We start from the raw sequence: 23,217 nt of genomic DNA, 5'->3' as shown, positions 1-23,217 counted from the left end.
CTGGCGCGCGGTATCGCCGCGACCGGGGCCCTCGACCGCTTCGGCTCCGGCCGTGAGGCGCGCGTGCGGGTCTGATGTCGGTGGATCGGTCCGTCCCGGCCGCCGTGGAGGCGCGCGGCTGGGGGTGGCGTCATGCGAGCCGGCTCGCGTGGGCGGTGAGCGAGGTCTCCTTCCGCATCGATCCCGGCGAGCGCGTCCTCGTGCTCGGGGCCTCCGGTGCGGGCAAGTCGACGCTGCTGCACGGGCTTGCGGGTGTTCTCGGCGGCGAGGAAGAGGGCGAGAGCGCGGGCGAACTGCTGGTCGACGACGCCCCTGCCGTCGCCACCCGGGGACGCGCGGGACTCGTGCTGCAGGATCCCGACTCGCAGGTCATCCTGGCCCGCACGGGCGACGACGTCGCGTTCGGCTGCGAGAACCTGGGGTTCCCCGCGCGGAGATCTGGCCACGCGTGGAATCCGCCCTGGCCGCCGTCGGCCTGGACGTGCCGCTGGATCATCCGACCAAGGCGTTGTCCGGCGGGCAGAAGCAGCGGCTCGCGCTCGCCGGAATGCTCGCGATGAGACCCGGGCTGGTGCTGCTCGACGAACCGACGGCGAACCTCGACCCCGCGGGGGTCGGCGAGGTGCGCGACGCGGTGGAACGGATGCTGCGTGCACGTCCGGCCACGCTCATCGTGGTCGAGCATCGTCTCGACGTGTGGCTGCCGCTCATCACGCGGGTGATCGTGCTCGGGGCCGGCGGCGTGGTCGCAGACGGGACCCCGGCCGAGGTCCTCGGCGCTCAGGGCGCCCGACTCGCCGCAGACGGCGTCTGGGTGCCAGGGCATCCGCCGGCGGAGCCGCCGCCGCCCCGGGGAGCGCCGGGAGCTCCGCTGCTGTCGGCGCGCGATCTGGCTGTCGCCCGCGTCAAAGGGCGACCGGTCGCCGAGAACATCGACCTCGACGTGCATGCGGGACAGGTGCTCGCGATCACGGGACCCAACGGGGCAGGCAAGTCGACCCTCGGGCTGACCGTGGCCGGACTCCTGCCTCCCGCGGGCGGCGACCTGACCGCGTCGACCGCGCTCGCCGACGGCGCGGGACCCTCGCCGATCCGCTGGGCATCGAAGCAGCTGCTGACCCGCATCGGCATGGTGTTCCAGGAGCCGGAGCATCAGCTCCTCAGCAAGACCGTGCGTGATGAGCTGGCCGTCGGCCCCCGCGCGCTCGGCGTGGGGAGGACGAGATCGCCGCGCGCAGCGATGAGCTGCTCTTCCGCCTGCGGCTCGCGCATCTCGCCGCCGCCAATCCGTACACGCTGTCGGGCGGCGAGAAGCGCCGGCTGACGGTCGTCGCCGCGGCCATCGCGACGCGACCGCGGGTGCTCGTGCTCGACGAGCCGACCTTCGGGCAGGATGCCCGCACCTGGGCGGAGCTCGTCGCGATGCTCGCCGCCCTGCGCGAGGAGGGGTCGGCGATCGTGACGATCACGCACGACCTGGATGTGGCGAGGGCGCTGCACGCCGAGAGGTTCGAACTCGGGGCGCACGATGACCCTGATCGACACGCGCGCACGCACGGGAGCCGTCGCCGCGATCAATCCCGTCGCCAAGCTCGGGGTGAGCGCCCTGATCGCGGTGCCGTTGATCCTGACCCTCGATCCGGTGTCGGCATCCGTCGCCCTCGTGCTCGAGTTCGTGCTGTTCCTGTTCGCCGGAATCGGGTGGCGCGAGTTCTGGGTGCGCACCTGGCCGGTCTGGCTCGCCGCCCCTCTCACCGGTCTGACCATCGCGCTCTACGGCGAGACGAGCGGCGTGGTCTACGTCGACTGGTTCGTGCTGCGCATCAGCGAGGGGTCGCTGGCTCTCGCGCTCGCGACGATGCTGCGCGTGCTCGCGATCGCCCTGCCCTCGGTCGTGCTGTTCATCACCGTCGACCCGACCGATCTCGCCGACGGCCTCGGCCAGATCGTGCGGTTGCCGGCGCGTTTCGTGCTCGGCGCCCTCGCCGGACTGCGCATGGTGGGCCTGTTCCTCGACGACTGGCGTGCGCTCGAGCTCGCGCGCCGAGCCAGGGGCGTCGCCGACCGAGGGCGCATCCGCCGGTTCCTCGGGATGGCCTTCGCACTGCTCGTCCTCTCCATCCGTCGCGGCGCCAAGCTCGCCACCGCCATGGAGGCCAGGGGCTTCGGGGCGCCCGGGCGTCGCACCTGGGCGCGCGAGTCGCGATTCGGCGGGTCCGAGTGGGCGCTGCTCGCCGTCGGGGCGGCGATCTCCGGTGTCGCGATCGCCGCGGCCGTCGCCACCGGCGCCTGGAACTTCATCCTCGGACCCGGCGCCTGAGTCGACCCGGCGCGCGCAGGTGCCCCTCGATACCGCAGCGTGACCCCGCTACGGTGGGCGGCAGGACAGCGTTCGCCCCCGTCGAAAGGTCCCCCGCATGAGCACACCGTCTTCGGACTACGAGCCGATGTTCACGAGGCCGGGGGAGGCGACGGTCGCACCCCGGCACGTCATCCCGCCGCAGGGGTCGCTTCCCGCGACGGCGAAGCAGATCGTCGAGGACGAGACGATCCTCGACGGCAATGCACGATTGAACCTCGCCACATTCGTGAGCACGTGGATGGACGACGAGGCCAGACAGGTCTATGCCGCGTCATTCGACAAGAACATGATCGACAAGGACGAGTACCCGCAGACAGCGGCGATCGAAGACAACTGCTGGCGCATGCTGGCCAACCTCTGGAACGCGCCGGATGCGGCGAACAGCATCGGCACATCGACGATCGGCTCCTCGGAGGCCTGCATGCTGGGCGGCCTCGCGTTCAAGCGGCGGTGGCAGCAGGCCCGGCATGCAGCGGGGAAGGATGCGTCGTCGCCGAACCTGGTGATGTCGTCCGCCGTGCAGGTGTGCTGGGAGAAGTTCTGCAACTACTTCGACGTGGAGCCGCGCTACGTGCCGATCAGCGCCGAGCACAAGACGCTCGACGGACACGACCTCGCGAACTACGTCGACGAGAACACGATCGGCGTCGTCGCCATCATGGGCGTCACCTACACGGGCATGTACGAGCCGGTCGCCGAGATCGCCGCCGCACTGGATGAGATCCAGAAGACGACAGGGCTCGACATCCCCATCCACGTCGACGGCGCCTCCGGGGCGATGATCGCGCCGTTCCTGCAGCCCGACCTGGTGTGGGACTTCCGACTCGAGCGGGTGCATTCGATCAACACCTCCGGTCACAAGTACGGACTCGTCTATCCGGGCCTCGGCTGGGTGGTGTGGCGTGACGCGAAGTGGCTGCCGGATGATCTGGTGTTCAAGGTCAGCTACCTCGGCGGCGAGATGCCCACGTTCGCGCTGAACTTCTCCCGCCCCGGTGCACAGGTGCTGCTCCAGTACTACCTGTTCCTGCGGCTCGGATTCGAGGGGTACCGGGCCGTGCAGCAGACCGCCCAGGACGTCGCGAAGTATCTGTCGGCCGGAATCGCGAAGCTCGACGCCTTCGAACTGTGGAACGACGGAAGCGACATCCCCGTGTTCGCGTGGCGTCTGAAGGACGGGCATACGAAGAACTGGACCCTCTACGACCTGCAGGATCGGCTGCGGATGCGCGGCTGGCTGGTTCCCGCCTACCCGATGCCCGCCGACCTCGAGCACATCACCGTGCAGCGGATCGTGGTGCGCAACGGACTGAGCATGGACCTCGCGGCCGACCTCCTGGACGCGATCGCCGCCGAGGTGGAGCACCTCGACGCGCTCACCGCGCCGATGCCCGCCGACCACTCCGACTCGGCCTTCCACCACTAGTGGCGAAACAGGGCCTGGGCTCAGGTGGCGTTCCAGAGGTCGCGGTAATAGGCGAGACGTTCGCGGTCGGGCTCGAGACCGTAGGCCTCGATCAGTGCGTCCTCCCAGCCGGGGCCGAAGTTCCACTCGGTGCTCATGGACGCGACGGCGAGGTCGGCCCAGCGGTCGGCCACGCCGAGCAACGCCAGGTCGACGTGCGCGAGCCAGCGGCCGTCGTCGCCCACCAGGGTGTTCGGGCAGCACGCGTCGCCGTGGCTCACGACGAGACGGTCGACCTCTGGCGGCGTGCGGAACGACTCCGGGACGACGATGCCGCGGCGTTCCGCATTCGCGATGCGTGAAGGCACGCTCCACTCCCAGGGGCACTCCGCGACGGGCAGGGCGTCGTGCATCGCGCGCAGCCCCTCGCCCACGGCGCGGACGGCCGTCGCCGGTTCCGCGACCCACCGTGGATCCACGGCGCTGAGTCCGTCGAGCGCGGCGGTGACCATCCACTCGTGCGTCTCATCCGACCCGCTGTCGAGCACGGTGGGAACCGCGATCCAGCGTGACGCCCAGCGCATCCGCTCGGCCTCGTCGCTCAGGGTGAATTCCAGGTTCCGCGGACCCCACTTGACGAAGAAGGGCTCGGAGACTCCGGTGGCACGGAACGTCAGGCCGCCGTAGTCGTTGCGCCAGACGCATTCGAGGTCGGCGTCTCCCGCGAGTAGGCGGACGCGGTCGGGCACGGCGATGTCTTCGACGGGGATCGACATGCTCCTATCCTGCCCGAGGCCTGCGACGGGGAGGTCGGAGCGAGTCATCCGCCGAGGCGGTGTCGTAGGCTCGCTTCCGACGCGGTTCCCTGCGCTCGACCCGCACCGACCCGGTTCGTCGTGGAACCAGGAACCACGTAGGCTGAAACCCAGTCGCACGTCGACGTTCGAAGGAGAACATCAGATGCAGATCAGCGGACAGGGCGCACTCGTCACCGGTGGGGCCTCCGGCCTCGGCCTCGCGACCGCGCGCCGACTCGTCGCCGCGGGCGCCCACGTCACGATCATCGATCTCGCCTCGTCGAAGGGCGCCGACATCGCGACCGAGCTCGGCGGGCTCTTCGTCGCCGCCGACGTCACGAGTGCCGAAGAGGTCGAGGCCGCGGTCGCCGCCGCCCAGGCCGCGGCGCCCCTGCGCGTGGTGGTGAACTGCGCCGGGATCGCACCCCCGCCAAGGTGCTCGACCGCGAGGGTCATCCCGCCGTGCTCGCCGACTTCGAGCGCGTGATCCGCATCAACCTGGTCGGCACGTTCAATGTCATCGCGCAGGCCGCCGCCGTGATCGCGAAGAACGAGCTGCACGACGAGGAGCGCGGCGTGATCGTGAACACCGCGAGCGTCGCCGCGTTCGACGGGCAGATCGGGCAGCCCGCGTACTCCGCATCCAAGGGCGGCGTGCACGCGATGACGCTCCCGGTCGCCCGCGAGCTCGCCCGGCACGGCATCCGGGTCTGCACGATCGCGCCCGGCATCATGGAGACCCCGATGCTGATGGGGCTGCCGCAAGAGGCGCAGGACTCGCTCGGCCAGCAGGTGCCGTTCCCCGCGCGACTCGGTCGCCCCGACGAATACGCCGCCCTCGTGCAGCAGATCGTCGAGAACGGCTACCTCAACGGCGAGACCATCCGTCTCGACGGCGCCATCCGCATGGCTCCGCGCTGACCCCACGCCTCGACGGGAACGAACAGCACTCGCGATCAGAACCTAGGAGAACTCATGACACTGGCTGGAAAGACAATCCTGATGTCGGGTGGCAGCCGCGGCATCGGACTCGCGATCGCGCTGCGGGCGGCCGCGGACGGCGCGAACATCGCCATGCTCGCGAAGACCGACACCCCGCACCCCAAGCTCGAGGGCACGATCCACACCGCCGCCGAGCAGATCAGGGCGGCGGGCGGACAGGCGCTGCCGATCGTGGGCGACGTGCGCGACGACGACGACATCACCGAAGCGGTCATGAAGACGCAGGGCGAGTTCGGCGGCATCGACATCGTCATCAACAACGCCAGCGTGATCGACCTGTCGCGCTCGCTCGACCTGAACGCCAAGAAGTACGACCTGATGCAGGACGTCAACGTGCGTGGCACGTTCATGCTGTCGCGCGCCGCAGTGCCGATCCTCAAGGACGCCGAGAACCCGCACATCCTGTCCCTGTCGCCGCCCCTCAACCCCACCCCGAAGTGGCTCGGCGCGCACACCGGGTACACGCTCGCCAAGTTCGGCATGACCATGGCGACGCTCGGGCTCGCGGCGGAGTTCGCGCGCGACGGGATCGCCGCCAACACGCTGTGGCCCCGCACCACGATCGCCACGGCGGCGGTGCAGAACCTCCTCGGCGGAGACAAGGTCATGGCGGCGAGCCGCACCCCCGACATCTACGCCGATGCCGCCTATGCCGTGCTGCTCAAGCCCGCGGCGTCATACACAGGACAGACGCTCATCGTCGAGGACGTGCTCGAGGCCGACGGCGTGACCGACTTCTCACGGTACGCGGCAGTACCCGGCACACCGGACAGCGCGCTCTTCCCCGACATCTTCCTCGACTGAGCGTGTGTCCCTCAGCGAAGGCGGCGCGGCCGGGAGTGCCGGACCAGGTCGCTCAGATCAGCAGGTACAGCGCGCCGAGGATCGTCAGCACGATCACGATGCGGTCGAACACGCGCTGGTTCATGCGCTGCGCGACCCGCAGGCCGAGCAGCGCACCGATCACCACGAGCGGGGCGAGCACGGCATCCATCAGCAGCACCGGCGCGTGGAACAGTCCGAGGCCGGCGAGGAACGGCACCTTGATCACGTTGATGATGGCGAAGAACCACGCCGAGGTGCCGAGGAACACCTGCACCGGCGTGCGGGTGGCGAGGAAGTACATCGACATGACCGGTCCGCCCGCGTTGGCGACCATGGTCGTGAATCCGCCGAGCGTGCCGTAGGCGCCCGCGAGCACGATGCCGCCCGACGGCGGCGTCACCGTATCGGTCCTGCTCTGCCGCCGCCGACGCCAGAGGGTCACGGCGATCATGAGCAGGAGGATCACGCCGATCGCCCGACGGACGATGCCGTCACCCGCGACGGCAAGGAAGGCGAACCCCGCGAGCAGTCCGGCGATCACCGCCGGAGCGAGGCGCAGCAGCGTGGGCCAGTGGGCGTGGCGGCGATACGCGATCAAGGCGAACACGTCACCGACCATGAGCAGCAGCAGGGTCGCGGCGGTGGAGGTGCGGGCGGGCAGCACCGCGGCGAACAGGGCGATCGCGAGGATGCTGCCCCCGGGCAGCGCCGTCTTCGAGATGCCGATCGTCACAGCGGCCACGGCGAGAGCGACCCATGCCCACGGGTCGAGCGCGATCACCGCTCGAGCTCGGCGACGATCGCGTCGTAGCCGCGGGCACGGGCGAGGTCGACCGGCAGCACACCGTCGCCGTCGGGGATGCCGACGTCCGCCCCGCCGTCGATGAGCGCGCGCACGACCTCGACGTAGCGGGAGGAGCCGTCGCCGAGCACGATCGCCTCGTGCAGCGCCGTCCAGTTCAGGTTGTTGATGGTTCGGGTCGACGCCCGCCTGGAGCAGGATCTCGACCGTTGCGAGGAGACCCCGTTCGGAGGCCGGGATGAGGGCGGTGCCCCCGAAGCGGTTCGTGCTCGTCAGGTCGGCGCCGTTCTGCAGCGTCAGGCGCAGGATCTCGTCATGCCCCCGCGCGCCGGCGTACAGGTACGCGGAGTCCTGGATGTCGTCCTTCGCGTTGACGTCGGCGCCGGCCTCGATGAGCGCCCGTGCCGCATCGACCTGATTCGCCTTGGTCGCGGCGACCAGGGCCGTCATCCCCGCGTCTCCTCGTGCCTCGATGTCGGCGCCTTCGTCGAGCGCGACCCGGACGGCAGCGGCGTCCCCGGCGGCAGCGGCGTCGAGCAGATCAGTCGTGGCGTCGGTCACGGGGGCCTCCTGGGTCGGCGGGGTCGGCTGCGGCGCGGCCGTGCAGCCGGCGGTCAGCAGCATCGCGGCGGCGACGCCCGCCGCGCTCAGCATCCGTCGCACGCGCATGCATCCGGTATACCAAATCGAGCGCGACAGCGCTCGTTCAGTTCCGTGCGGCGGAGAGAGCCGCGGTGAACCGGGCCGCGCGCTCCTCGATGTCCGCCCAGTCCGATGCCGCGATGGAGGCGCCGTTCGCGAGGTCGCCGCCCGCGCCGACGGCGACGGCCCCGGCAGCGAACCAGGCGGAGAGGTTGTCGGGGCTCACGCCGCCGGTCGGCATGAGGGGCGCATCGGGGAAGGGGCCGCGCAGGGCGCCGAGGTAGGCGGGGCCGCCGAGCGAGGCGGGGAAGATCTTCACCACATCGACGCCGAGCTCGAGCGCACTCATGACCTCGGTCGGGGTCATCGCGCCGGTCATCACCACCCGGTCGGTGTCGAGCATCGTGCGGGTCAGGTGCGGCAGAGTCCCTGGGCTCACGAGGAACTGCGCGCCCGCCTCGGCCGCCTGCTCCGCATGGGCTGCCGTCGTCACGGTTCCCGCACCGATGTACGCGGCATCGCCGTGCCGGGCGATCAACTCACGGATCACGGCGGGGGCGTCGGGAGTGGAGAAGGTGACCTCGATGCCGGTGACTCCGCCGCGGATGATCGCCTCGGATGCCTCCAGCGCCAGCTCGGGCGACGGGGCTCGGAGCACGGCGAGGATGCCGGTCGTGCGGGCGGGGTCGAGACGGTCGGGCATGAGGCTCCTTGCAGTGGGGGACCGTCCCATTCTCCTCCGCGCTGACGGGGTTCGTCGCCCAGGGTCAGCGCCCGCCGGTTCCCCAGGTGTCGATCAGATCCTTCGACTCCTTCAGCCCGAGGCCGGTGTGCTGCCGCAGGAGCTTGATCGCGGCGATCGCGGCACCGCCCGCGACGAGTGCGTCGATCTCGGAGGCCGTCGACGCGGGCAGGGAAGCGCGGACCGTCGACGGCGTCAGGCCGACCGCGGGCAGGGCGGAGCGGGCGGCGGCGGCGTGCGACACGGGAGCCTGGTGCGGTGCCGTGGTGCTGGCCGACCAGTGCTCGATGCGATCTTTGGCCTCTTTGAGACCGACACCCGTGTGGTCGCGGTAGAGCTTGATCGCGTGGATCTTCTGGTTCGCGGCGACGAGTCGGTCGATCTCGGCCACGACGTCGGGGTCAGGGCCGACGATGCGGGTGCCGCGGTCGAGGCTGCCGTGCGCGGTGTCGTCGGCGCGGGTGCGAAGACCTGCGGTGCGGGGAGCTTCGGGCGCATGCCGCGCAGAGCGAGGGTGAGGACGGCGACCACGATGACCAGTCCGACGACGATCCCGATGACCCACACCACCGCATCCATGGTGCTCAGTCTAGGGAGGTGCGGCCGGCGCTCCGGGTGCTACTTGGCGACCAGCGTCGTCTCGAACCGGTAGAGGTCTGGACGATAGCAATGGTGCCCGAACTCGATCGCCGCGCCGGACTGATCGAACGAGATGCGCTCCATCGTCAGCAGCGGTCCGCCCGCCTCGATCTCCAGCAGCTCGGGCTCGTCCGCCTCCGCGCGGCGGGCGCCGATCTTCTGTTTGGCGACGCGGATGGCGATGCCTCTGGCGCGCAGCACCTGGTAGAGACCTCGGGACTCGAGCTGCTCGACGGAGATGTCGGCGAACTCCTTCGGCAGGTAGTTCTCGAGCACGGCGACCGGGACGCCGTCGGTGCTGCGTCGCCGTCGCAGATGCAGCACCTCGGTGCCGGCGGGGAGGGCCAGCGCGGCCGCGATCTCGTCGGAGGCGGCGATCACTTCGTGGGTGAGCACCTGCGTGCCCGGTTCATGATGGGCGCTCTGCAGATCCTCGAACAGGCTGGTGAGCTCGACCTGCCGCGTCACGGACCCCTGCACGACCTGCGTGCCGATTCCGCGTCGCCGCACGAGCAGACCCTTGTCGACGAGCTCCTGGATCGCGCGCCGGATGGTGGGTCGGGAGAGTCCCAGCTGCTCGGCGATCGACACCTCGTTCTCGAGCCGGGCGCCTGCCGGGATGGCCCCCGATTGGATGGCGCTCTGGAGGCGGGTCGACACCTGGAAGTACAGCGGAACAGGGCCGGTGCGGTCGATGTCCGCGAAGAGGTCGTTCGGCCACGGGGTGACGACATCGGCCATGGGTGCTCCACTCTGTGTCAGGGAGTCACATTGTAGCGACAATCATACGATCCGATCCATCCTCGACTTCCCCCGTCTTTCCGGGCATGAGCGGTCATCCCGCCAGGGAAAAGCCCGCACGGAGAGAGTCGAGATGCTTAAAGTGCTATTGTTCTGACATGATCGAAGGGACAGGAGCGTGATCGGGGATCCGCACCTCCTCGTCGAGCTCGGGCTCCTCGGTCTCGCGTTCGTGCTCTCGCTCGCGGTCGGTGTCGAGCGTTCGCGCAAGCAGAAGAACGCCGGGCTCCGCACGCACGTCCTGGTCGGGCTGGGGTCGGCGATCTTCACGCTCATCTCGGCGTACGGGTTCGAGGGTGTGCTGGGTCCTGACGTCGCGGTCGATCCTTCGCGCATCGCTGCGCAGGTCGTCTCCGGCATCGGCTTCCTCGGCGCGGGCGTGATCTTCGTGCGCAACAACGCCGTCTCGGGGCTCACCTCGGCCGCGACCATCTGGGTGGTCGCCGCGATCGGCATGGCGTGCGGCGCGAACATGCCCCTGCTGGCGATCGCCGGCACCGCCCTGCATCTGCTGACGGTGGGCCCGCTGTCCCGGTTGCGCGACCGGGTGCGCCCTGAGCCGGAGCGCCTGCGCGTCACGCTGCAGTATGCGGCGGATCGCGGCGCGCTCCGCGAGGTCATGGCGGCGGCCGAGCGGCGCGGCCTGCCCGCGACGCTCCTCGGCGCTGCCCGGATCCACGGCGACTCGGACATGCGGGCGACCCTCGAATTCGCCGAGGCGGCACCGGATGCGCGGTCGGATCTGATCGACGACATCGCCCGCCTCGACGGTGTGCGGTCGGTGGTCGTCCAGGGCTTCTCCGAAGACGATTGATGCATATGTCATGACCTGCTAACATTCTCAACGGACCTGGGTCCGACCGTTCAATGAAGAAAGGAACACGCGTGATCCGCATCGCGAACGCTCCGGTCAGCTACGGAGTCTTCGAGCTGGCTCGACCGGACCTCGTCGCTCTGCCGCAGGGGGAGGAACTCGCCCGCTGGGTCAGCGACGCCGGGTACCAGGGCATCGACCTCGGCCCCGTGGGACTGCTCGGGCGCGGAGCGGATCTCACGGATCGCCTGGACCGTCACGGCCTCGAACTCGCCGGCGGCTGGGCCGATCTTCCGTTCGCGGCCGACGAGGAGCAGTTCGCCGCTGCCCTCGCCGCGCTCGACGACATCCTCGATGTGTTCGTCTCCGCAGCCGAGAACGACCAGGCCATGGCGCCTCTGCCCACGCTCGCCGATTCGGGCAGCGCGAAGCGCAAGGCGAAGCCGGGCGGAGCGCCGGAGCTCACGCTGCGCGGCGACGCCTGGGCGCGGTTCGCCGACCGGGTGAATGCCGCGGTCTCCCGGGTACGCGAACGCGGACTCGAACCCACGTTCCACCACCATGCCTGCACCTATGTCGAGACTCCCGAGGAGGTCGATGCGCTCCTCGCCTCGACCGACGTCGGCCTCACCTTCGACTCCGGTCACCTGCTCATCGGCGGGGGCGATCCTCTGGCCGACTTCCGTCGCTGGCGGGACCGCATCAACCACCTCCACCTCAAGGACGCCCGCACCGGGATCCTGCACGAGGCGCTCCAGGACGACGACCCGATGCGCTCCGTGTGGGAGAAGCGGGTCTTCGTGCCGCTGGGCGACGGCGACCTCGCGGTGACCGAACTGCTGGACGAGATCATCGCCAGCGCATACCAGGGCTGGCTCATCGTCGAGCAGGACGTCGTGCCGCGCTCGGCCGCAGACGTCGAGCGTGCCAAGGCCGACCAGGTCGCCAACCGCGAGGCCCTGCGGCGGTGGTTCGCATGAGCGTCACACGCGTCGCCGTCATCGGTCTCGGTGCGATCAGTCAGAGCGTGCATCTTCCCCTCCTGCGCAGGAACGCCGACACGTTCGCCATCGCGGCGCTGGTCGACCTCTCCGCGGAGCGCACCGCCGACATGGGGCGGCGATACGGCGTCGCCGACGCGCACAGGTTCACCTCGGTCGACGACCTCGTCGCCGCGAAGACCGACGGTGCGGTCGAGGTCGACGCCGCGATCCTCGCCACCACCGGCTCGCACGCCGGAGACACGCTGCGCCTCGTCCGCGCCGGCATCCGCGTGCTCGCCGAGAAGCCGCTGGCCTACTCGGTGGCAGAGCTCGATGCGCTCACCGCATACGCCGACGAGGCGGGTGTCGACCTGCGCGACTGGGTGCGTGTCGGCTACATGAAGGAGTACGACACGGCCTCGCTGCGGGCGAAGGAGCTGCTGGCCGATGTGACCCTCCGTGCCGTCAGCGTACAGGTGATGCATCCGCTCGACGGCTCGCAGCTCGCGTACGCGCGACTGGCCGCGCCCACCGGAGACGTCCCGCGCGAGGCGCTGGAGCCGCTCCTCGCCTCGACCTCCTCGGTCGTCGACGGCGCCGTCGGCTCCGACCTGCCCGCCGACCTCCGCACGCTCTACACCAACGTGGTGCTCGGCTCGATCGTGCACGACGTGGGCCTGCTCCGCTCGCTCGTCGGGGGACTCGGTGAGGTGTCGTCCGCACAGCACTGGGGGCCGAAGATGCCGGGCTCCGTGCACCTGAGGGGAGCGCTCGCGCGCGACGAGACGCCGTGGACCGTCGACTGGCACTACATCGACGGCTACCCCGACTACCAGGAGACCGTCACCTTCCACCACGAGACCGGAACGATCGAGCTCGTCTTCGGCGTGCCCTACGTGACCAACCTCCCCACCATCCTCCGCGTGACCGAGAGTCACCCGGAGCTCGGCATCCGCGTGAGCGAATCGCGTTGGATGCAGCAAGAGGCTTTCGAGAACGAGCTGTACGCGCTGGCGGCGCTGGTCCGCGGCGAACGCCCCTCCGGGGCGGGCGTCGAGGAGTCGGTCGCCGACGTGCGCGTCGGGCAGCGGATGATCCGCGCTCTCGCACTCTCGAAGGGCTTCGCACTCGCACCGGGCGCCGAAGCCGCGCAGTAGACACCCCGCAACACCCGAATCCGAGCGGTTCTCGCTCGGCGATCAGCGACACAGAAAGGTCGGAAATGGTCACGTATGGAAAGCGCCGCCTGCTCGCGGCGTTCGCCCTCACCACCGTCGGTGCGGTCGTCCTGGCCGGCTGCTCCGGAAGCTCGGAGCCCGAGACGGAGGAGTCGTCTGGCCCCGTCACCCTCACCCTCACCACCAACTCCATCACCGGCGGGAAGAACGCCGCCGAGGCGGACTGGATCGCGGACTGGGTCATCCCCGAGTTCGAGAAGGCGATGGAGGAGGACGGCAAGGACGTCACCGTCGAGTTCCAGCCGCAGGGCGTGGACGACGAGGACTACAAGACGAAGATCGCGCTCGACCTCCAGTCGGGCAAGGGCGCCGACATCATCGGCATGGACGGCATCTGGGTCGGCGAGTTCGCCGAAGCCGGATACATCAAGCCGCTCGCCGAGGTGGGCGGCAGCGCCGTGGACGACTGGGACGGCTGGGCGCAGATCCCCGACGCCGTGCAGAACGCCCTCTCGTTCGACGGCGAGCGCTACGGGGTGCCGCAGGGCGCCGACGGCCGGGTGCTCTACTACAACAAGGATCTCTTCGTGCAGGCCGGCCTCGACGAGGACTGGGCTCCCGAGAGCTGGGACGACATCCTCGACGCGGCAGGCGACCTCAAGAAGCTCGACGGTGTCACGCCGATCCAGCTCAACGCCGGAACGGCGATGGGTGAGGCGACCACCATGCAGGGGCTGCTGCCGATGCTGGTCGGCACCGGAGAGCAGGTCTTCGAGGACGGCAAGTGGATCGGCGCCACCGACGGCATGGAGGAGGTGCTCGACCTCTACAAGACGATCTACGTCGACGAGGGGCTCGGCGATCCGGTGCTGCAGCAGGAGGCGTCGGGCCGCGACACCTCGTTCCAGCTCTTCGCCGAGGGCAAGATCGGCATCCTCCTGGAGGGTGACTACTTCTGGCGTTCGGTGATCAACCCCGCCGAGGGTGTCGGCACCGCGCCGATGGCAGACCGCGACGACGTCGTCGGCTACGCCAAGATCCCGGCGATCGAACCGGGCGAGGGCATCGACGGCCAGGACTACGTGTCGATGTCGGGAGGCACCGGGCGCGTGCTCAACCCCAACTCGAAGCACGCCGAGCTGGCGTGGGAGCTGCTCGCGTTCATGAACTCGCCCGAGGCCTACGAGGCCCGTGCCGCCGGCACCCTCGCGATCTCGCCGCGCAACGACGTGAACGAGAAGCTGCTCTCGTCCGACCCGATGCTGACGTTCGTGAGCGAGGAGGTGCTGCCGATCACGGCATACCGCCCCGGCCTCGCGGCCTACCCGCAGGTCTCGGTGCTGCTGCAGCAGGCCACGCTCGACGTCGCCACCGGAACCTCGGTCGACGACACCCTGAAGACGTACGTCCGCGGACTCGAAGGCGTCGTGGGTCCGGACTCGATCTCCAGTGACGATGACGAACGCAACGATGCCGGCGGGGAGCGTCACCGCTCCCCGCCGGCGCCGCGCGGAGGATGTCGCCGGTCTCGGGCGGGCACGGGCGACGCTGTTCGCGGCACCCGGCCTGCTCCTGATCGGGCTGTTCCTCCTCTTCCCGGCGATCTGGACCGTCTACCTCGGGATGACGAACTACCGGTTGACCGGCTTCGCGGCCGCCAGCCCGCAGTTCGTCGGACTCGAGAACTTCTCGACCGCTCTGAACGATCCGCGGTTCTGGAACTCGCTGTGGCTCACGCTCGTGTTCGTGCTCGTCTCGGGCATCATCGGGCAGACGGTCCTCGGATTCGCTCTCGCCTGGATGCTGCGCAACGTGCGCGCCGGGGTCAAGACCTTCGTCGAGACGCTCGTGCTCGCCGCGTGGGTCATCCCCGCCTCGGTCGCGTCGTTCCTGTGGCTCGCGCTCCTCGACCGACGCACCGGGACGCTCAACGCCCTGCTCGGCACCGAGGGGGCGGCGTGGCTGATCGAGCACCCGATGGAGTGCATCATCATCTTCAACATCTGGGTCGGGACCGCGTTCTCGATGCAGCTGTTCTCGTCGGCGATCAGCGCCGTGCCGCCGTCGCAGCTGGAGAGCGCCCGCATGGTCGGGGCCAACACCTGGCAGCAGCTGCGCGACGTGATCCTGCCGAACATCAAGGGCCACCTGCTGACCAACACGCTGCTGATCACGCTGTGGACCTTCAACACGTTCACGCCGTACCTGCTCACGGCCGGTGGGCCGAACGGTCAGACCGACATCCTCTCGGTGTACATCTACCAGACCGCCATCCCGGGCGGACAGCTCGGACTCGGCGCCGCGATCTCGCTGATCATGCTCCTCATCAACCTCGTCATCGCGCTGATGTACACGCGCGTCTCGCGGGGCCGGAGCACGAAGAAGAAGAAGGTGCGCTCATGATGACGACCATCAAGACGGTGGCTCGCGACCGGTCGGTGACCCACTTCGTGTCGCGGATCCTGTTCACGCTCGTCCTCGTGCTCGTGTCGCTGTTCTTCGCGCTGCCGATGGTGTGGCTGATCCTCGCGCCGTTCGACGCGACCCCCTCGTTGACCGTGTCGTGGCCGGACTGGACGCTCGACAACTTCGCGCGGCTGGTCGAGAACCCGTATGCGATGAAGTCCATCCTGAACTCGCTCATCCTCGGCATCGGGACGATGGCGCTCGTGATCGTGCTCGGCGCCCTGGCGTCGTACGCGATGAGCCGCATCAACATCCCCGGGCGCGACGGCATCCTCTACGGGCTGCTGCTGCTGTCGTCGATCGTGACCGGCACCGCGGCGATGGTCCCCACGTTCCAGCTCATCAACCAGCTGCAGCTGATCAACACGCACGTCGGAGTCATCCTGGTGCTCGCCGGAGGCATCCTGCCCACGGTGATCTTCATCCTCAAGGACTTCATGGACTCGATCCCGAAGTCGTACGAGGAATCGGCGCGGCTGTATGGCGCCGGACCGTTCCGCATCCTCAAGGACGTCGTCGTGCCGATCGCCCGACCCGGGCTGGCGTTCATCGCGATCTGGACGATCGTGCAGGTGTGGGGCAACTTCCTCGTGCCGTTCCTGCTGCTGCGCACGCCCGACATGCAGCCGGCCGCCGTGCTCATGTACACCTTCTACACCGAGAGCGGCCAGGCCGATCTCCGACTCATCTCGGCGTTCTCGCTGGTGTTCTCGGTGCCCGTCCTCCTCATCTACTTCTTCGTCAACCGCCGCTACGGCTTCCGCTTCCACGGAGGGATCAAGTCCTGATGGCCGCCATCATCGCAACAGAACTCGTCAAGGAGTACCCCGGTGGGGTGCGCGGCGTCGACAGCGTCGACGTCGAGATCGCGGACGGCGAGTTCTTCGCCCTCCTCGGTCCGTCCGGATGCGGGAAGACCACGCTCCTCCGCTCCATCGCGGGCCTCGAGAGCATCACCTCAGGAAAGCTCACGATCGGGACGAAGGACGTCACGAACGCCGAGCCCGGAGAGCGCGGGGTGGCGATGGTCTTCCAGGACTACGCCCTCTTCCCGCACATGGACGTCGGCGACAACATCGCGTACCCGCTGCGGATCCGCCGCGTGGCCAAGGGCGAGCGCCGCACCACGGCCGAGTCCGTCGCCAACGGCCTCTCCCTGAACGGACTCATCGAGCGCCGTCCTGGACAGCTGTCCGGTGGGCAGCAACAGCGGGTGGCTCTCGCCCGCGCCGTGGCGACGCGCCCCGACGTCCTGCTGCTCGACGAGCCGCTCTCGAACCTCGACGCGCGTCTGCGGCTCGAGGCGCGCACCTTCCTCAAGGAGCTGCAGCGCGACCTCGGCGTCACCACGGTGTTCGTGACGCACGACCAGGCCGAGGCGCTCGCGCTCGCCGACCGCATCGCGGTGATGAAGGCCGGCAAGCTGCAGCAGATCGGTTCGCCGCGGGAGATCTTCCATCGCCCGAACAACACCTTCGTCGCCGGGTTCATCGGTTCGGTGCCCATGAACCTGTTGGAGACCACGGTCACCGGCGGTGCCGTGCGCATCGGCGACGCGGACGTGCCGGTTCCCGTCGAGGCGGCGGCATCGGTGCGCGACGGCCAGGCGGTGAGCTGGGGCATCCGTCCGGAGTACCTGCGCTGGTCGACGGAGCCGATCGAAGGCGGCATCGCGGCCGAGGTCGTCGTCACCGAGACGCTCGGGGCGACGAGCCTGGTGCTGGTGAGCGCCGGCGAGCACAAGATGCAGGTCGTCGTCCCCGAAGAGCAGGAGCCGGTCGCCGGCGACCGCGGCTGGATCGTGCCGCAGCTGAACCGCGCGCTGCTCTTCGACACCGGATCCACCGAGCGGATCGGCTGATGGCGAGCATCCGCACCACCCTCCACCTCACCCACGAGATCCAGAACGAAGACCGGTACGTGCGCGTGCCGTTCGACGTGCCCGCGGCACGGACTCGCTCGAGGTGCGCATCTCGTATGACGCGGAGGCGGCGGTGATCGACCTCGGCTGCGAGGGCGCCGCGGGTGGCGCGGATGGTCGGGCGGTGCACGACAGGACTACGTGATCCGCACCGATGACGCCACCCCGGGTACCTGCCCGGTCGCCCGGAAGAGGGCGAGTGGTACGTGATCCTCGGGGTGCACCGGCTCAGCGCCGGTGGGGCCGACGTCGTGGTGGAGATCCTGCTTCCCGCGGAGTCGGAGATCGACCACGGCCCCGTCGCCGTGCCCGTGACCGACGTGCGCCGGGGCAGCGCGAGGAACCTCCCTGCTCCCGCCGGTCTGCGCTGGTACGCGGGCGACTTCCACGCGCACACGCTGCACTCCGACGGCCGCGAGCATCTCCGGTCTCGCGGCGCTCGGCGTGCGCGCCGGGCTCGACTTCCTCGCCGTGACCGACCACAACACGACCAGTCACCACGCGCACCTGCCCGTCGTCGGGGCGGAGCAGGGCATCACCCTGCTCCCCGGACAGGAGGTCACCACGCACCGTGGCCACGCGAACGCGTTCGGCGACATCGGCTGGATCGACTTCCGCCGCCCGGCGCAGGAGTGGGTCGACGAGGTCGAGCGACGCGGCGGCGTGCTGAGCGTGAACCACCCGATCTCCGGCGACTGCTCGTGGCTGCACCCCTCGACCGCACTCCGCGCGCGATCGAGCTGTGGCACTCCACCTGGTACCGCGAGCTCATCGCCACCTCACCGCTCGCCTTCCACGAACGGTGGGACAAGAGCGCCGTGCTCCTCGGTGGCGCCGACTTCCACATGCGGAGCCAGGGTGTCGGCCCCGGCACGCCGACCACCTGGGTGGCGGCCGAGAACGACTCGGTCGAGGCCATCCTGGCCGGAGTCGCCGCCGGTCGCACCGCCATCATGGGCGGGGTCTCGGTGCGGGACGGCCTCAGCATGCCCGAACTGTTCACCGCGCCGGTGCTGCTGCGGGTCGACGGAGAGCTGCTCGCGATCGACGCCGACGGCCTGATCCTCGTCGACGGCGAGGGGAGCGACGCTCGGTGCACGGCGACAGCGCCTCCTTCGACGGCGATCCCGCTGCCGGCCCCTACTACCTGCTGCACGCCGACCGCAGCATCGCCGCCCTCTGCGCCTGACCGCGCCCGAACGTCCCATCCAGAGATTCAGGAGTCCCCGCCCGTGAGCAGTGAGATCGTCGTCGTCCCCCACACCCACTGGGATCGCGAGTGGTACGAGCCGCACGATGTGTTCCGCCTCCGGCTCGTGCACATGCTCGACCGGCTGATCGGCATCCTCGAGGCGGAGCCGTCGTACCGGTTCACGCTCGACGGACAGGCCGCGGCCGTCGATGACTACCTCGAGATGCGCCCCGACATGCGCGACCGCGTGGTCGCCCTGGTCGAGCGCGGGCAGTTGAGTATCGGACCGTTCCTGATCCTGCTCGACGAGTTCGGCTGCGACGGCGAGACCATCATCCGCAACCTCGAACTCGGCCGGGCGGTGAGCGCGCGCCTCGGACGCGCGATGCCCGTCGGCTACCTCCCCGACATGTTCGGGCACGCGGCGCAGATGCCGCAGATCCTCGCCGGGTTCGGCATCCGCCACAGCGCCCTCTGGCGCGGCGTGCCCGCCGGTGTCGCCGAGCACGCCTTCGCCTGGGTGGCTCCGAACGGCGACGCGGTGCGCTGCGAGTACCTCTTCGACGGGTACGGCAACGGACTCGACATGTTCGCGCTGCCCGGTCAGCTCCCCGCGCTCGCCCCCGACTACGCCGAGCGCACCGCCTCCTGGTACGGCGACGACCCGGTGCTCGCGATGCTCGGCACCGACCATTCCGCCCCGCCCGAAGACCTCGCCGAGGTCATCCGCGAGTACGACGCGGCGGGGCAGGAGCCGCACCTGTCGATCGCGACGCTCGACGAGCACCTCGCGCGGTACGCGACCGACGTCGACACGCTCGCCGCCCTCCCGCAAGTGCACGGCGAGATGCGCTCGCACGCGAGGGGCAACCTGCTGCCCGGCGTCTTCTCGATCCGCACGAACCTCAAGCGCGAGATGGCCAGGTCCGAGCAGGCGCTCACCGCGGCGGAGCGCCTCGACCTCCTGTACGGCACGCGCGACCACCGCTCCTTCTTCGACACCGCCTGGTACCGCATCGTGGAGAGCACCGCGCACGACTCGGTCACGGGCTGCGGTGTCGACGCCACGGAACAGGTCGGTACCCGCATCCACACCGCAGGGCACATCGCCCGTGGCGTGATCGACAGCGTGCTGCGTGACGTGTCGGCCGCGGTCTCGCCGACACGCCATCTGGTGTTCAACCCCTCGGGGTTCGCGCGGCGCGCACAGGTCGAGGTCACGCTGCACGGCGTCGACCCCGGCGCGCTCGCTCCCGGTGTGCAGCTGCTCGACCCGCTGCCGACCGTGCTCGGAGACGAGCGCATGCGCACCGCCGACCTGCCGAAGATCCTCCGTCGCATCCACGGTCGTGAGCTGTTCGGACAGCAGATCAACGGCTACGAGTGGGGAGACGGATCGCTGCGCTTCCAGGTCGCCGAGCGCGCAGGGCGTGTGGGACCTGGCGGCCTTCACCGTCGAGCTGGAGGAGCGCGTGGCGGCGGATGCCGGGGGCGAAGGCCTCTGGCACGTCGAGACCATCGCCGACCAGCGGCACCGCGCTCTGCTGGCGGTCGACGTCGACGGACTCGCGCTCGCCGCGGTCGACGAGACGAGCGCTGCGGCATCCGTCGACCCCGTCACCGTGACCGCAGAGGCACTCTCCAACGCGGCGCTGACGGCGACCGTGAACCCCGACGGCACCGTCCGGATCGAGGGGGCGGACGGCTCGTCGATCGACGGCGCGCTCGCCCTCATCGACGAGGGCGATTGCGGCGACTCGTACAACTACGGTCCGGTCGACGCGGCCTCTGCGGTGTCGGAGCCGTCGTCGGTCGAGGTGAGCGTGGTCGAGGAGGGGCCGTTGCGCGGACGCATCCGCATCCGTCGGACCTACGACCTGCCGGTGAGCCTCGACCCGGACCGCCGCCGCTCGACCCGCACGGTGCCGCTGGAGACCGAGACCACGATCGAACTGCGCGAGGGTGAGGGGTTCCTGCGGGTCGGCATCGACTACGTGAACACCGCGTCCGACCACCGGCTCCGGGTGCTGGTCCCCGTCGACGGCACGGGGCTCGACTCCTCCGCAGCGCGGGGCAGTACGGCACGACGGTGCGCGGGCGCGAGGCCGAGGGCGGCTGGGGCGAGTTCCCGCTGCCCACCTATCCGGCCTACCGTTTCGCGGCCGCGGGGTCGACGGCGGTGCTGGTGCAGAAGCTGTCGGAGTACGAGCTGGTCTCGGCGCCCGGTGCCCCGATGCGCTCGCGGTCACACTGTCGCGCTCGGTGGGGATGATGAGCGTGAACGTGCACCCGCTGCGCGATGAGCCGGCCGGCTCCGAGATCCCCGTCCCCGGGGCGCAGTACCTGGGCGTGGCCGTGCACACCGACCTGGCGATCATGGTCGGTGCCGACGACGCGGGCGCCGTGCGCGCCGGTGACCTCTTCCGGCACGACCCGCTCGTGGTCCGGGGCTCCGGTGAGGTCGATGGTCCGCTGCCCGAGGCGGCTTTCCCCGTCGAGGTCGCCGGAGATGTCGTGCTCGAGTCGGCGCGGCGCGTGGGGAGCGAGGCCGAGCTGCGGTTCGTGAACTACCTCGGCGAGGAGCGCGACCTGGCGTTCGCGTCGCCCGGCGATTGGATGCGGGTCGACCTGGCCGGTGAGGCGCAGGGAGGCGCCTTCGATGCGGCGGCTGCCCGCGTGGTGGGCGGTGGGATGCTCAGCATCCGGCGCGCGATCGACTGAATCCCAAAGAACCCACTAAGTGCTAATGTTAAGACAAATGCGAGACGGAGAGGAGGGGTGATGACGGAGGAACGATCGATCACCGAGATCCTGACCATCGGTCGGCTGGGCGTCGACCTGTATCCGCTCCAGGATGGTGTCGGACTCGGCGAGGTCACCACCTTCGGCAAGTACCTCGGAGGCAGCGCCGCCAACGTCGCGGTGGCCGCCGCGCGGTACGGGCACGACACCGCGCTCCTCTCGCGCGTCGGAGACGACCCGTTCGGGCAGTACCTCCGCGACGAGCTCCAGCGGCTCGGAGTGCGCAACGACTTCGTGGCGACCGACCCGACCTACAAGACGCCGATCACGTTCTGCGAGATCTTCCCGCCCGACGACTTCCCGCTGTACTTCTACCGGGAGCCCACCGCACCCGATCTGCAGATCCGTCCGGACGACGTCGACGACGACACGGTGCGGGAGGCGGCGCTCGTCTGGTTCACCGCGACCGGTCTGAGCGAGGAGCCGAGCAGGCAGACGCACCTCGACCTGCTCGCGAGGCGTGGCCGACGCGCCCACACCGTGTTCGACCTCGACTACCGGCCCATGTTCTGGGAGACACCGGAGCACGCCAGGGCGCAGATCCAGCACGCCCTGCGCTTCGCCACGGTCGCCGTCGGCAATCGTGAAGAGTGCGAGGTCGCCGTCGGCGAGACCGATCCGCAGCGGGCGGCCGACGCGCTCCTCGAACGAGGAGTGGAGCTGGCGATCGTCAAACAGGGCCCCCGAGGGGTCCTCGCGAAGACGCGGTCGCGACAGGTCGAGATCCCCGCGACCGCGGTCGAGGTCGTGAACGGGCTCGGCGCCGGCGACGCGTTCGGCGGAGCGCTGTGCCACGGGCTGCTGGCGGACTGGGAACTCGAGAAGACCCTCACCTACGCGAACGCGGCGGGCGGCATCGTGGCCGGCCGGCGGGAGTGCTCGACGGCGATGCCGACCGAGCGCGAGGTCGCCGAGGTCGTGAACGGAGATGCGTGAGATGACAGCTTTGACCGATGCGGACTTCCAGCGGCTTCGCGCCGTGCGTGCCGAGTCGCCGCACACGATCCGCGAGACCCTCGCCGGGCGCCGTCGCCGTGACATCATCCGCGACGACGGACGGCTCTTCATCATCGCCGCCGACCACCCCGCCCGCGGGGCCCTGGCGGTGGGCGGATCGCCGTACGCCATGGCCGATCGCTATGAGCTGCTCGACCGCCTCGCGATCGCGCTGCGACACCCCGGCGTCGACGGCGTGCTCGGCACCCCCGACATCATCGACGACCTCGCCGTGCTCGGACTGCTCGACGACAAGATCGTGGTCGGCTCGATGAACCGCGGCGGGCTGCGCGGCGCGAGCTTCGAGATGGACGACCGCTACACGGGGTACGACGTGCCAGCCATGGTCGACTCCGGCATCGACTTCGCCAAGGCCCTGCTCCGCGTGAACCTCGACGACGACGGGACGGCGCCCACCCTCGCCTCCACCGCCGACGCGGTGACCGCGGCCGCGCGTGCCGACCTTCCGATCATGCTCGAGCCCTTCCTCAGCCGCCGCCTCGACGGACGAGTCGTCAACGACCTGAGTCCTGACGCCGTGATGCTGTCGATCGCCATCGCGAGCGGCCTCGGAGCGAGCAGCGCCAGCACCTGGCTCAAGCTCCCGGTGGTGGACGACATGGAGCGCGTGCTGGCCGCGACCACGATGCCGGTGCTGCTGCTCGGCGGCGATGCGGGTGCCGACCCCGACGACACGTTCTCCTCGTGGGAGGACGCCCTGTCCCTTCCCGGTGTGCGCGGCCTCACGGTCGGCCGCACGCTGCTGTACTCCTCCGACATCGACGTGGCAGCGGCCATCGACGTCGCCGCCTCCCTCGTCCACCCCGGCCGCACGGCCTGACCCCGCA

Annotated in this window: 21 protein-coding genes and 4 pseudogenes; 17 read left to right on the top strand and 8 right to left on the bottom strand. The window is 69.9% G+C overall.

Translation table 11 applies throughout. The features are described 5' to 3' along the window. Positions 1 to 74: 74 nt before the first annotated feature. The 3 genes and pseudogenes from G4G29_RS18305 to G4G29_RS18295 all read left to right on the top strand — a co-directional run. Positions 75 to 1,521, top strand: a pseudogene (locus G4G29_RS18305) (ABC transporter ATP-binding protein); the annotation flags it as partial. A 7-nt stretch (positions 1,522 to 1,528) separates the two neighbouring features. Further along, a complete protein-coding gene (locus G4G29_RS18300) occupies positions 1,529 to 2,320 on the top strand; it encodes an energy-coupling factor transporter transmembrane component T (protein ID WP_183151103.1) in 792 nt (263 codons plus the stop codon). A gap of 97 nt (positions 2,321 to 2,417) precedes the next feature. Beyond that, positions 2,418 to 3,788: a glutamate decarboxylase gene (locus tag G4G29_RS18295; protein WP_183151102.1), complete on the top strand. Its 1,371-nt coding sequence runs from the start codon at positions 2,418 to 2,420 to the stop codon at positions 3,786 to 3,788. Between the two features lie 20 nt (positions 3,789 to 3,808). On the opposite strand, the gene G4G29_RS18290 is transcribed toward G4G29_RS18295, so the two are convergent. Then, positions 3,809 to 4,543, bottom strand: coding sequence for an aminoglycoside 3'-phosphotransferase (locus G4G29_RS18290; RefSeq protein ID WP_183151101.1), 735 nt, complete (start codon positions 4,541 to 4,543; stop codon positions 3,809 to 3,811). Positions 4,544 to 4,727: 184 nt separating this feature from the next. Between G4G29_RS18290 and G4G29_RS18285 the strand changes: the two are divergent. Then, positions 4,728 to 5,485 (top strand): annotated as a pseudogene (locus tag G4G29_RS18285) (SDR family NAD(P)-dependent oxidoreductase). Between the two features lie 54 nt (positions 5,486 to 5,539). Further along, on the top strand, positions 5,540 to 6,370 hold the full coding sequence (locus G4G29_RS18280; RefSeq protein WP_183151100.1) for an NAD(P)-dependent oxidoreductase: 831 nt from the start codon (positions 5,540 to 5,542) through the stop codon (positions 6,368 to 6,370). A 52-nt stretch (positions 6,371 to 6,422) separates the two neighbouring features. Here G4G29_RS18280 and G4G29_RS18275 read toward each other — a convergent pair whose 3' ends face one another. From G4G29_RS18275 to G4G29_RS18255, 6 genes and pseudogenes are all read right to left on the bottom strand, one after another. Then, positions 6,423 to 7,172 (bottom strand): sulfite exporter TauE/SafE family protein, encoded by a 750-nt coding sequence (locus G4G29_RS18275; RefSeq protein WP_183151099.1) that lies wholly within the window; start codon positions 7,170 to 7,172, stop codon positions 6,423 to 6,425. Further along, positions 7,169 to 7,324, bottom strand: coding sequence for a hypothetical protein (locus G4G29_RS24280; RefSeq protein WP_345941189.1), 156 nt, complete (start codon positions 7,322 to 7,324; stop codon positions 7,169 to 7,171). Before G4G29_RS24280 ends, G4G29_RS18275 begins: the two co-directional genes overlap by 4 nt. Positions 7,325 to 7,595: 271 nt before the next feature. Beyond that, positions 7,596 to 7,817, bottom strand: a pseudogene (locus tag G4G29_RS24275) (hypothetical protein); the annotation flags it as partial. 82 nt (positions 7,818 to 7,899) lie between these two features. After that, positions 7,900 to 8,538 carry a bifunctional 4-hydroxy-2-oxoglutarate aldolase/2-dehydro-3-deoxy-phosphogluconate aldolase gene (eda, locus tag G4G29_RS18265; protein WP_183151098.1) on the bottom strand — a complete coding sequence of 213 codons (639 nt, stop codon included), beginning with the start codon at positions 8,536 to 8,538 and terminating at the stop codon, positions 7,900 to 7,902. A gap of 64 nt (positions 8,539 to 8,602) precedes the next feature. After that, positions 8,603 to 9,142, bottom strand: a complete 540-nt coding sequence (locus tag G4G29_RS18260; RefSeq protein ID WP_210274202.1) for a ribosomal protein L7/L12 — start codon at positions 9,140 to 9,142, stop codon at positions 8,603 to 8,605. Positions 9,143 to 9,195: 53 nt separating this feature from the next. Next, a complete protein-coding gene (locus G4G29_RS18255; RefSeq protein ID WP_183151096.1) occupies positions 9,196 to 9,957 on the bottom strand; it encodes a GntR family transcriptional regulator in 762 nt (253 codons plus the stop codon). A gap of 178 nt (positions 9,958 to 10,135) precedes the next feature. Between G4G29_RS18255 and G4G29_RS18250 the strand changes: the two genes are divergently transcribed. The 7 genes and pseudogenes from G4G29_RS18250 to G4G29_RS18220 all read left to right on the top strand — a co-directional run bounded on the left by G4G29_RS18250 (position 10,136) and on the right by G4G29_RS18220 (position 17,319). Further along, a complete protein-coding gene (locus G4G29_RS18250; protein WP_183151095.1) occupies positions 10,136 to 10,831 on the top strand; it encodes an MgtC/SapB family protein in 696 nt (231 codons plus the stop codon). A gap of 71 nt (positions 10,832 to 10,902) precedes the next feature. After that, positions 10,903 to 11,811 carry a TIM barrel protein gene (locus tag G4G29_RS18245; RefSeq protein WP_244632177.1) on the top strand — a complete coding sequence of 303 codons (909 nt, stop codon included), beginning with the start codon at positions 10,903 to 10,905 and terminating at the stop codon, positions 11,809 to 11,811. Continuing rightward, a complete protein-coding gene (locus G4G29_RS18240; protein ID WP_183151093.1) occupies positions 11,808 to 12,971 on the top strand; it encodes a Gfo/Idh/MocA family oxidoreductase in 1,164 nt (387 codons plus the stop codon). Before G4G29_RS18245 ends, G4G29_RS18240 begins: the two co-directional genes overlap by 4 nt. 65 nt (positions 12,972 to 13,036) lie before the next feature. Beyond that, positions 13,037 to 14,218 (top strand): annotated as a pseudogene (locus G4G29_RS22910) (extracellular solute-binding protein); the annotation flags it as partial. 229 nt (positions 14,219 to 14,447) lie between these two features. Beyond that, entirely contained in the window at positions 14,448 to 15,395 is a 948-nt protein-coding gene (locus tag G4G29_RS24270; RefSeq protein ID WP_258566928.1) for a sugar ABC transporter permease, read from the top strand. After that, positions 15,392 to 16,246 carry a carbohydrate ABC transporter permease gene (locus G4G29_RS24265; protein ID WP_202045679.1) on the top strand — a complete coding sequence of 285 codons (855 nt, stop codon included), beginning with the start codon at positions 15,392 to 15,394 and terminating at the stop codon, positions 16,244 to 16,246. Before G4G29_RS24270 ends, G4G29_RS24265 begins: the two co-directional genes overlap by 4 nt. Beyond that, the gene (locus G4G29_RS18220; RefSeq protein WP_183151092.1) at positions 16,246 to 17,319 is read left to right on the top strand and encodes an ABC transporter ATP-binding protein; all 1,074 of its coding nucleotides are present in this window, start codon (positions 16,246 to 16,248) and stop codon (positions 17,317 to 17,319) included. The genes G4G29_RS24265 and G4G29_RS18220 overlap by 1 nt, the downstream gene beginning before the upstream one ends. Before the next feature lie 197 nt (positions 17,320 to 17,516). Here G4G29_RS18220 and G4G29_RS18215 read toward each other — a convergent pair whose 3' ends face one another. Continuing rightward, entirely contained in the window at positions 17,517 to 17,801 is a 285-nt protein-coding gene (locus G4G29_RS18215) for a hypothetical protein (RefSeq protein ID WP_183151091.1), read from the bottom strand. 279 nt (positions 17,802 to 18,080) lie between these two features. On the opposite strand from G4G29_RS18215, the gene G4G29_RS18210 reads away from it, so the two are divergent. The 5 genes from G4G29_RS18210 (at position 18,081) to G4G29_RS18190 (ending at position 23,210) form a co-directional block, all read left to right on the top strand. After that, the gene (locus tag G4G29_RS18210; protein ID WP_183151090.1) at positions 18,081 to 20,537 is read left to right on the top strand and encodes a hypothetical protein; all 2,457 of its coding nucleotides are present in this window, start codon (positions 18,081 to 18,083) and stop codon (positions 20,535 to 20,537) included. A 123-nt stretch (positions 20,538 to 20,660) separates the two neighbouring features. After that, on the top strand, positions 20,661 to 20,843 hold the full coding sequence (locus G4G29_RS18205) for a hypothetical protein (RefSeq protein ID WP_183151089.1): 183 nt from the start codon (positions 20,661 to 20,663) through the stop codon (positions 20,841 to 20,843). Positions 20,844 to 20,848: 5 nt separating this feature from the next. After that, the gene (locus G4G29_RS18200) at positions 20,849 to 21,292 is read left to right on the top strand and encodes a hypothetical protein (RefSeq protein WP_210274201.1); all 444 of its coding nucleotides are present in this window, start codon (positions 20,849 to 20,851) and stop codon (positions 21,290 to 21,292) included. Between the two features lie 60 nt (positions 21,293 to 21,352). After that, the gene (gene iolC, locus G4G29_RS18195; protein ID WP_183151087.1) at positions 21,353 to 22,309 is read left to right on the top strand and encodes a 5-dehydro-2-deoxygluconokinase; all 957 of its coding nucleotides are present in this window, start codon (positions 21,353 to 21,355) and stop codon (positions 22,307 to 22,309) included. Between the two features lies 1 nt (position 22,310). Beyond that, on the top strand, positions 22,311 to 23,210 hold the full coding sequence (locus G4G29_RS18190) for a deoxyribose-phosphate aldolase (RefSeq protein WP_183151086.1): 900 nt from the start codon (positions 22,311 to 22,313) through the stop codon (positions 23,208 to 23,210). Positions 23,211 to 23,217: the final 7 nt, after the last annotated feature.

The organism is Microbacterium sp. Se63.02b (assembly GCF_014171575.1).
Lineage (GTDB): Bacteria > Actinomycetota > Actinomycetes > Actinomycetales > Microbacteriaceae > Microbacterium.
Note: the sequence above shows the minus strand (reverse complement) of the source record. Positions and strands in the feature narration are given on the sequence as shown.

Coding starts and splice junctions, on each gene's coding strand:
- G4G29_RS18290 (WP_183151101.1), bottom strand. CDS start 4,543: ATGTCGATCCCCGTCGAAGACATCGCCGTGCCCGACCGCGTCCGCCTA.
- G4G29_RS24265 (WP_202045679.1), top strand. CDS start 15,392: ATGATGACGACCATCAAGACGGTGGCTCGCGACCGGTCGGTGACCCAC.
- iolC (WP_183151087.1), top strand. CDS start 21,353: ATGACGGAGGAACGATCGATCACCGAGATCCTGACCATCGGTCGGCTG.
- G4G29_RS18280 (WP_183151100.1), top strand. CDS start 5,540: ATGACACTGGCTGGAAAGACAATCCTGATGTCGGGTGGCAGCCGCGGC.
- G4G29_RS18295 (WP_183151102.1), top strand. CDS start 2,418: ATGAGCACACCGTCTTCGGACTACGAGCCGATGTTCACGAGGCCGGGG.
- G4G29_RS18240 (WP_183151093.1), top strand. CDS start 11,808: ATGAGCGTCACACGCGTCGCCGTCATCGGTCTCGGTGCGATCAGTCAG.
- G4G29_RS24270 (WP_258566928.1), top strand. CDS start 14,448: ATGACGAACGCAACGATGCCGGCGGGGAGCGTCACCGCTCCCCGCCGG.
- G4G29_RS18190 (WP_183151086.1), top strand. CDS start 22,311: ATGACAGCTTTGACCGATGCGGACTTCCAGCGGCTTCGCGCCGTGCGT.
- eda (WP_183151098.1), bottom strand. CDS start 8,538: ATGCCCGACCGTCTCGACCCCGCCCGCACGACCGGCATCCTCGCCGTG.
- G4G29_RS18220 (WP_183151092.1), top strand. CDS start 16,246: ATGGCCGCCATCATCGCAACAGAACTCGTCAAGGAGTACCCCGGTGGG.
- G4G29_RS18215 (WP_183151091.1), bottom strand. CDS start 17,801: ATGCTCGCGGCCGTCGGAGTGCAGCGTGTGCGCGTGGAAGTCGCCCGC.
- G4G29_RS18255 (WP_183151096.1), bottom strand. CDS start 9,957: ATGGCCGATGTCGTCACCCCGTGGCCGAACGACCTCTTCGCGGACATC.
- G4G29_RS18300 (WP_183151103.1), top strand. CDS start 1,529: ATGACCCTGATCGACACGCGCGCACGCACGGGAGCCGTCGCCGCGATC.